8 protein-coding genes are annotated in these 8,167 nt (G+C 50.7%); 2 read left to right on the forward strand and 6 right to left on the reverse strand.

Annotated features, from left to right (window positions below):
• Positions 1–96 (reverse strand): family 1 glycosylhydrolase (locus tag WBV27_RS04985; RefSeq protein WP_424199980.1); only part of this gene is annotated, 96 nt, incomplete at its 3' end.
• A gap of 240 nt (positions 97–336) precedes the next feature.
• Here WBV27_RS04985 and WBV27_RS04990 point away from each other — a divergent pair.
• Both WBV27_RS04990 and WBV27_RS04995 read left to right on the forward strand, forming a co-directional pair.
• The gene (locus WBV27_RS04990; protein ID WP_424199970.1) at positions 337–2,556 is read left to right on the forward strand and encodes a copper-translocating P-type ATPase; all 2,220 of its coding nucleotides are present in this window, start codon (positions 337–339) and stop codon (positions 2,554–2,556) included.
• A gap of 140 nt (positions 2,557–2,696) precedes the next feature.
• Positions 2,697–2,894, forward strand: a complete 198-nt coding sequence (locus WBV27_RS04995) for an SHOCT domain-containing protein (protein ID WP_321377682.1) — start codon at positions 2,697–2,699, stop codon at positions 2,892–2,894.
• A 99-nt stretch (positions 2,895–2,993) separates the two neighbouring features.
• Here the strand turns inward: WBV27_RS04995 and WBV27_RS05000 are convergent, their stop codons facing one another.
• The 5 genes from WBV27_RS05000 to WBV27_RS05020 all read right to left on the reverse strand — a co-directional run bounded on the left by WBV27_RS05000 (position 2,994) and on the right by WBV27_RS05020 (position 7,888).
• Positions 2,994–4,508 (reverse strand): multicopper oxidase family protein, encoded by a 1,515-nt coding sequence (locus WBV27_RS05000; RefSeq protein ID WP_424199972.1) that lies wholly within the window; start codon positions 4,506–4,508, stop codon positions 2,994–2,996.
• A gap of 155 nt (positions 4,509–4,663) precedes the next feature.
• On the reverse strand, positions 4,664–5,794 hold the full coding sequence (locus WBV27_RS05005; RefSeq protein WP_424199974.1) for a sodium ion-translocating decarboxylase subunit beta: 1,131 nt from the start codon (positions 5,792–5,794) through the stop codon (positions 4,664–4,666).
• Positions 5,795–5,810: 16 nt separating this feature from the next.
• A complete protein-coding gene (locus tag WBV27_RS05010; RefSeq protein ID WP_424199976.1) occupies positions 5,811–6,158 on the reverse strand; it encodes a biotin/lipoyl-containing protein in 348 nt (115 codons plus the stop codon).
• A 35-nt stretch (positions 6,159–6,193) separates the two neighbouring features.
• The gene (locus WBV27_RS05015; protein ID WP_424199978.1) at positions 6,194–6,490 is read right to left on the reverse strand and encodes an OadG family transporter subunit; all 297 of its coding nucleotides are present in this window, start codon (positions 6,488–6,490) and stop codon (positions 6,194–6,196) included.
• An 18-nt stretch (positions 6,491–6,508) separates the two neighbouring features.
• On the reverse strand, positions 6,509–7,888 hold the full coding sequence (locus WBV27_RS05020; RefSeq protein ID WP_424199982.1) for an oxaloacetate decarboxylase subunit alpha: 1,380 nt from the start codon (positions 7,886–7,888) through the stop codon (positions 6,509–6,511).
• Positions 7,889–8,167 lie beyond the last annotated feature (279 nt).

An 8,167-nucleotide genomic window follows, 5' to 3' on the forward strand; every position in this document is an offset into this window, starting at 1 on the left:
CAAGCCTTTGCCGTCCGCGTCATAAGCTCCTTCGTATTGGTTGGCAGCGGTAGCGCCACCCCATAGGAAGTTTTCTGGAAATTTCAATTCTGTCAAAGTCCTTCATCCCTTTCATGATAGCGGTTTATAATTTCCATTTTACCTGAATGAGCGGAGAAATGAAACCGTTACCTTCCAAGCACTAAATTCTGCTATGATAAGCATGAAGAACCTTCATCCCTAATTATTTTATCCAAAATTTCCGACTCCCGCCTCAAGCACAATAAATGGATTGTTACTGCAGTCATTTATAGATATTGGATTGTTTGGACGTTTTGAAACGAAGGAGGATCCATAATGGATGAACACAAACATACGGAGCACACGCACACAGACCACACTCCGGAGGCTCCAAAAGCAATCGACCCGCACGCCGGTCACGACCATTCTGGGCATCATATGGCCCCGCCACAGCCGGTTGCTGCCGAACCCAAACCAGAAAAGCACGTAGCACATGATCACGTCGGTGCACAAGAACACGAACCGAACCTGGCCGCTTCCCATGGTCACGAACAACATGAACAGCACATGGACCATGGTGAAGCTGGACATGGCACCACAGGGCATGCCGGTCACCACGAACAGATGGTGGAAGATTACAGGAAACGTTTTTGGATCGTGTTGCTTCTGACGATTCCAGTAACCCTGCTATCCCCAATGATCATGATGCTCTTCAGTTACCACTTCGAATTCCCGGGAGCGAATTTCATCGTCTTTGGCTTATCCACCGTCATCTTCTTCTACGGCGGCAAACCGTTTCTGGAGGGCGCTTGGGAGGAATGGAAGAACCGGTCGCTCGGCATGATGATGCTGATTTCCTTGGCGATCGTTTCCGCCTATATCTACAGCACCTTCACGGCCTTCCTCATAGAGGGCTCGGACTTTTATTTCGAACTGGCTACCTTGATACTGATTATGCTGCTAGGCCACTGGATCGAGATGAAATCCCAGATGGGGGCATCCAAAGCGCTGGAAGAACTCATCAAACTGATGCCGAAGGAAGCCCACCGGTTGGACGCGGCTGGCAATGTCGATGAAGTGTCGATTGAAGCCCTCGTTCCGGGTGAACGCATCCTCGTCAAACCCGGCGAAAAAATCCCTTTGGACGGAAAAATCTACGAAGGCCTCTCAACGGTTGACGAATCGATGCTGACGGGCGAATCTGTGCCCGTCGAAAAACAACCTGGTATGCAGGCCATCGGAGGCTCCATCAACGGGTCAGGCGTCCTGAAGCTGACTGTGGAAAAAGTCGGGAATGAAACCTACTTGGCTCAGGTCATCAACATGGTTAAGGAAGCCCAGCAACAAAAATCCAAGTCGCAGGGTTTGGCCGAAAAGGCGGCTGGCTGGCTGTTCTATATCGCTGTCATCGCCGGCGCCCTGACTTTCCTTTATTGGATCTTCGCGGCAGACCTAGCCTTCGCATTGGAGCGGATGGTGACGGTACTCGTCATCGCCTGCCCCCACGCACTCGGGTTGGCTGTCCCTTTGGTGAATGCGGTATCCACTTCGCTTGCGGCTAGAAACGGTTTGCTGATCCGCAACCGGACCCAATTCGAGGAGGCACGCAACGTGGATCGGATCGTTTTCGACAAGACCGGCACCCTGACGGAAGGCAATTTCGGCGTGACCGACATCCTTCCCGCGGCCGGGGTCTCCGAGAAGGAATTGCTGACCTTGGCCTATTCTGCCGAGAGTCAATCTGAACACCCGATCGCAAAAGGAATCGTCCGCAAAGGGGAGGCAGAGGCTATCACCCTTTTGCCGGTAACTGATTATCAAAACATTACTGGTCAAGGTCTGCAGGTCACCGTGGACGGCATACAGGTCGCTGTCGTCAGCCCCGGCACCATGGACGAACGCGGCATCACTTACGACAAGGAGACATTCGCCGATTTGGCTCAGCAAGGTAAAACAGTGGTCTTCGTCCTCAAGGAAAACATCCTGCTGCAGGGGATGATCGCCAGCGCTGATATCATCCGTTCGTCCTCGCGCGAAGTCGTGGCTGTCCTGAAGGAGCAAGGCATTGAAGCCATCATGCTGACAGGCGACAATAGCCGCGCCGCGCAATACGTGGGCGAGCAGTTAGGGCTGGCTCACGTATTTGCGGAAGTTTTGCCTGCTGAGAAATCGAAACACATCGCTGCACTGAAAGCCGGAAACAAAAAAGTCGCGATGGTCGGGGATGGCGTCAATGATGCGCCCGCTCTGGCGGAAGCTGATCTTGGCATTGCCATCGGCGCCGGAACGGATGTCGCAATCGAAACAGCCGACGTCATCCTGGTGGACAGCAATCCGAAAGACGTATTGACCATCATCGCCCTTTCGAAAGCCACTTACCGCAAGATGGTCGAGAATCTGATTTGGGCTGTCGGCTATAATGTGATCGCCATCCCGCTGGCTGCAGGCGTATTGGCCAATCAGGGCTTGCTTATCACACCGGCCATCGGGGCAGCCGTCATGTCGATCAGCACCATCATCTGCGCGGTCAATGCCCGTCTGCTTAAGATAGATTGAATGCGCTTTTAAACATTCACCGCAACCGACAAAAAAACTACATCCAATCTACACAGTCCAGCGTTACAATGGTTGCATAAGAGAAAAAAGGGGGCTTTTGCATGTTTGGCAGATGCTTACAATATTTTGGAGGTTTTGGTATGGGCGGCATGATGTTTATGTGGATTTTCTGGATTGCTTTGATCATACTCGTCATTTACTTGGCAACCAGGCTTTTGAACGATAGATCAGGCAAAGTTTCTTCAACGGACGAGTCCGCTTTGGATATCCTGAAGAAGGAATTGGCTAAAGGAAACATCACCGAGGAAGAGTTCGATCGCAAGAAGAAACTTTTGTAATCCAGCATAAATACAAAACGAGGGACAGTCACATTTTTGTGGCTGTCCCTCGTTTTGCGGCCAGATAGGCATTCAATCTCCATCTTATTTCCCTGATTTTTATTGTACACTGACCTGAGCCATCATGCCATTATCCTCATGCTCCAAAATGTGGCAATGATACATGAAGACTCCCTTCTCAGAAAAAGTCACCGCCAGCCGGACCGTTTCGCCGGGATAAACGGCGATAGTGTCCTTCCAGCCTTGCTCGTTCTGCGGCGGCTCTACTCCATCACGCGAGAGCACCTGGAATTGGACGCCATGGATGTGGAAAGGATGAACCATGCTGCCCATCATATCCTGCGCATTATGGACTTCCCAGATGACTGTTTCATTTAGGCTCTGTTCGACGTCGATCCGATCCATGTCGAACTGATTGCCGTTGATGTTGACCATGAAGGACATGCCGCTCAGCGTGAACTGTTGGACAGCCGCTCCCTCCGTCGTCAATTCAGGAATTTCATTCAAGGTTTCCGGAAGCGTGGTCTGTACTTCCGTCTCCTCCGTGACATTCAAGGAAAGGACGGTTACATCCCCGTCCATCAGTTTCACGGTGTCCCCTTCAACGTATTCGCTCAGGTCCACGATGATTTCCGCCCGTTCTCCGGGTGTCAATGTCACAGATGTCAACGCAACGGGCTGCTCAAGAAAGCCGCCGTCGCTGGCAATCTGATGGAACACCGCTTCATTTCCCAATCCGAACGTGTAATTGCGGGCATTCGAACCATTCACCAAACGCAGGCGTATCTGTTCATTTTTCACCTCAACGTAGGGATTGATGGTCCCGTTGATCAGCAAGGTATCACCATAGGTACCGTCGGGATCGTACGTGCCTGCGTAATCGAATTGGTTATCCGCATCAAAGGTACGATCCTGGATAATCAAAGGGAAGTCATTCACCCCATAGTCCTTCGGCAAATCAAGCTGGTCGGAATTATCGTCTTCGATGAAGATCAATCCGGCCAGACCGGCATAGACTTGTTCAGCGGTCGTTCCCAAGGCATGCGGGTGGAACCACAATGTCGCCGCCTCCTGGTTGACCGTGAAATCCACTTGCATCGTTTCATTTGGTCCGACCGGATGATGCGGCCCGCCATCCATATCGGAAGGGAGCTTCAGTCCATGCCAATGGAATGAGGTTGGTTCGGACAACCGGTTCTTGGTCTTGATATGCACCTCTTGGCCTTCATGCACGACCAAAACCGGGCCAAGATAGGAACCGTTGTATCCGAGCGTTTGCGTCGTTTCCCCTTCCAGAAAGGCAGTTTCCCCCGCTTGCGCTGTGACCGTGTAGGTGATTTCGCTAGCGGATTCGGAATCCGGCTCCAACAGTTCCGGCAACCGCAGTGCAGTCATTTCCTGCCCGCTTTCATCCAGGACGGTAGCCCGGTCTGCCCCCATCATTTGTCCCATCCCGATGACATTCCCTGTGCTTCTCGAATCTGTATCAATAGTTGTCACAGACGTCCGGCTTTCCCCGCTATTAAAAAACGTCGAAAAAAGATTGACTGATACAAACAGTAATAAAGTTAGTGAAACGACCAAAGCGACAATCAATGATGTTCTCCTGCTCATTATAATTCGCCCTCCATTTCTGACTCTTTTGTTGCCTTCATTATACATCCTTCATGTGTAGAACAGATGGATTTAGCAATCGAGTGGCCTCGAAACAATAAAAAATCCCCTTCTGACATGAAAAATCAGAAGGAGATGATTAAAATAGTCTGCACTCAGCCGAAGAACGCCAACAAGACACCGGCCGCGACAGCCGACCCGATGACACCTGCCACATTAGGCCCCATCGCATGCATCAGCAAATAGTTGGAAGGATTGTATTTGATGCCTTCCTTCTGCACAACCCGCGCAGCCATCGGTACGGCTGAAACACCGGCTGCTCCGATCAACGGATTCACTTTACCGTTCGTCAGTTTGTACATCAGTTTTCCCATCAGTACGCCGGCTGCAGTCCCTACAGCAAAGGCGAACAGCCCCAATATGATGATTTTTATAGTGATCAGTGAAAGAAAGAGCTCACCGTTCGCCTTGGCTCCAACAGTTACGCCCAAGATGACGGTGATGGTATACATCATGGCATTCTGCAGCGTTTCTGTCAGTTTCGGAACTTGACCGCTTTCCCGGATCAAATTACCCAGCATCAGCATCCCCACTAGCGCTGTGGCTGATGGGACGACCAAGCTGACGAAAATGGTGGTAACGATTGGGAACAGGATACGCTCGTTCTTGGACACTACGCGCATCTGCTTCATGACAGTCTGCCGTTCTTTTTCAGTCGTCAGCAAGCGCATGATCGGCGGCTGGATGAGGGGAACCAAGGCCATATAGGAATAGGCCGCCAGGGCGATGACCGATAAGAGATGGTTGGCCAATTTTGTCGTCAAATAGATGGCAGTCGGTCCGTCCGCTCCACCGATGATGCCGACGGAGGCCGCTTCCTGTGGCGTCATTCCCAAGGCCAAGGCTCCGAAGAATGCCGCAAAGATGCCGAACTGCGCTGCCCCGCCCAACAACAACGTTTTCGGATTGGCGATAAGAGGCCCAAAATCAGTCGCTGCCCCCAGACAGAGGAAAATCAGCGGCGGATAGATGCCCAGATTCGTTCCTTGGTAGAGGTAATAAATCAGTCCTCCCGGTTCGCTTTCGGTAGGCGGCGTCATCAATCCGGCCAACGGCAGATTCACCAACAGGATGCCGAACGCAATCGGAAGCAGCAAGTACGGCTCATACCCCTTTTTGATGGCCAAATAAAGGAAAATGCAGGCAATGATGATCATAATGATTTCTTTATACGTAAGATTAACCAATCCGGACATCCGGATCAGATCCGTCAAAGCTTGGATCATAAGAATCCCTCCTCTTCTAGAGAATCAACAACGGTTGGTCGGATTCGACACTATCATTTTCTTTCACCCAAATACGTCTGATGATGCCATCCTCATCCGCAACGATTTCATTCTCCATTTTCATGGCTTCGAGGATGATTAAATTTTCGCCTTTTTTGACTTTTTGCCCCTCTTTGACGAGGATGCGCAATATGGTTCCGGCCAGCGGCGCCAACATTGTTTTTCCTTCCGTTTCGGATGCAGCATCAGCAATATTTCTGCCGCTGTCCGCCTTAGGTTGCTCTGTCATGACTGCATCATCCGGCAACTCCCTCACCTTGACATGATAAACTTGCCCGTCGATTTCGATTTCATACTTCTTCATAATAAATCCTCCCTTTACGATTAACGAGTGAAAATTCATTTGACGCGCGTCACATCAACGATCTCGAACTTCTTGGCCGGATGTGCTTCATAGGCGGCGATCAATGCCGTGATTGCCGCTGCTTTGGCGCGTTGTTCATCCACACCCGGCTCCTGCACAACGGGCTGTACATCATCTTGCTGGTGAATCGGTGCAGAAGCTACCCCTGCAGGTTCTCCAACTAACTTATGAACTAGCTCAACCAAGAACCATAGAGCGGCCAATACGGCAAAAACAACGATCATCGCAACAACTGTGACAATCAGACCATCTGCTAAATTGAATGTTTCCATTTCCTTCACCTCTTCCTTTTAACTGCGATAGCGGGCTTGGATGCGAATCACTGCTTCCGTCGTCTCGCCTGGAGATGGCGCTTTGATTTCTGCTTGTTCCTCTGGAATGGTTGGATAGTAGACTTCCTGCAGATAAGCTTTGCCGACTTGAGGGAACAAGGCATAAGTCAACACGTCTTCATCAGTGCGCGCCAGGTCACCCAACTCAGCCTTCAATCTGTCGAACTCCGGCTCCAGATGATCTGCCGGGCGATCCGTGATGACCGCATCATCCCCGATGATGCTGCGTCTGAACGCGTCATCCACCGGAACCGGTGTCTTCCCATATTTCCCGTGCAGGTAATCCTTCACTTCATTCGGGACCATTTTGTAGCGTTCTCCCGTCAGAACATTGAAAACGGCCTGCGTACCGACCATTTGGCTCATCGGTGTGACCAATGGTGGAAAGCCTAAGTCCGCTCTGACACGGGGCACCTCCCGCAACACTGCCTCGTACTTATCGCTGGCCTTTGCCTGCTTGAGTTGCGAATTCAAGTTCGACAGCATCCCACCCGGCACTTGATAGATCAGTGCTTTGGGATCGACCGACAGCATTTTCGGATCGAGCACACCTGAAGCGATGTACTTATCGCGGATCGGTTTGAAATAATCCGCAATCTCTTCCAATTTAGCGATGTCCAAGCCCGTACTGTAACCCAGTTCCTCCAACACCAGCGCCATCGATTCTGTAGGCGGTTGACTCGTCCCTTCCGCAAAAGGGGAAATGGCACAGTCGATGATGTCCGCACCCGCTTCGATAGCGGCCATATAGGTCATCTGCGAAACGCCGCTGGTGGCATGCGTGTGGATATTCAACGGCACATCGATCAGAGCTTTGATGGCCGGAATCAGCTCTTTGGCTACTTTCGGCGTCAATATGCCGGCCATATCCTTGATGCAGATCGAGTCCGCACCCATTTCAGTAAGCTCCTTGGCCAAATCTGTGTAAAATGGGATGGTGTGGACATCACTGATGGTATAACAGATCGTCAGTTGCGCGTGGGCGCCATATTTTTTGACGGCTTCCAGCGATGCTTTCAAGTTTCTCGTATCATTCAAGGCATCAAAAATCCTAAAAATATCGATGCCGTTCTCGACTGCTTTGCCGACAAAACGATCCACGATATCATCCGCATAGTGGCGGTACCCGATCAGATTCTGTCCCCGAAGAAGCATCTGCAGTTTCGCATGGGGAGCGCGCTTGCGGATTTGCCGCAGTCTTTCCCACGGATCTTCATGCAGAAAACGGATGGCCGCATCATAGGTGGCGCCGCCCCAGCACTCGAGCGCGTAATACCCGGCTTCATCCATTTTCTCCACGATAGGGAGCATGTCGGCCGTAGACATGCGTGTCGCCATCAAGCTTTGATGCGCATCGCGCAGAACGGTCTCAGTAAAAAGCACTTTCTTTCCTTTTTCCAATCCGATCACATCCATTCTTTTCTTTGGAACCAGCTTTGAAAAAATCTTTTTGTGATTTTATTAATTATGTACTTCGCTCCTGTTCCTGCAAAAACTCTGCTGCACGACACAACCATGTAAGCGTTTTCCATAAGATTATCTTACACTAAATTGACTAATAATTCATTCTGAAGATAAAAATTAGTAGTAATATAAGCGAGTCAATCTAGCTTAAGC

Source organism: Trichococcus sp. (assembly GCF_049589555.1).
Classification (GTDB): domain Bacteria; phylum Bacillota; class Bacilli; order Lactobacillales; family Aerococcaceae; genus Trichococcus.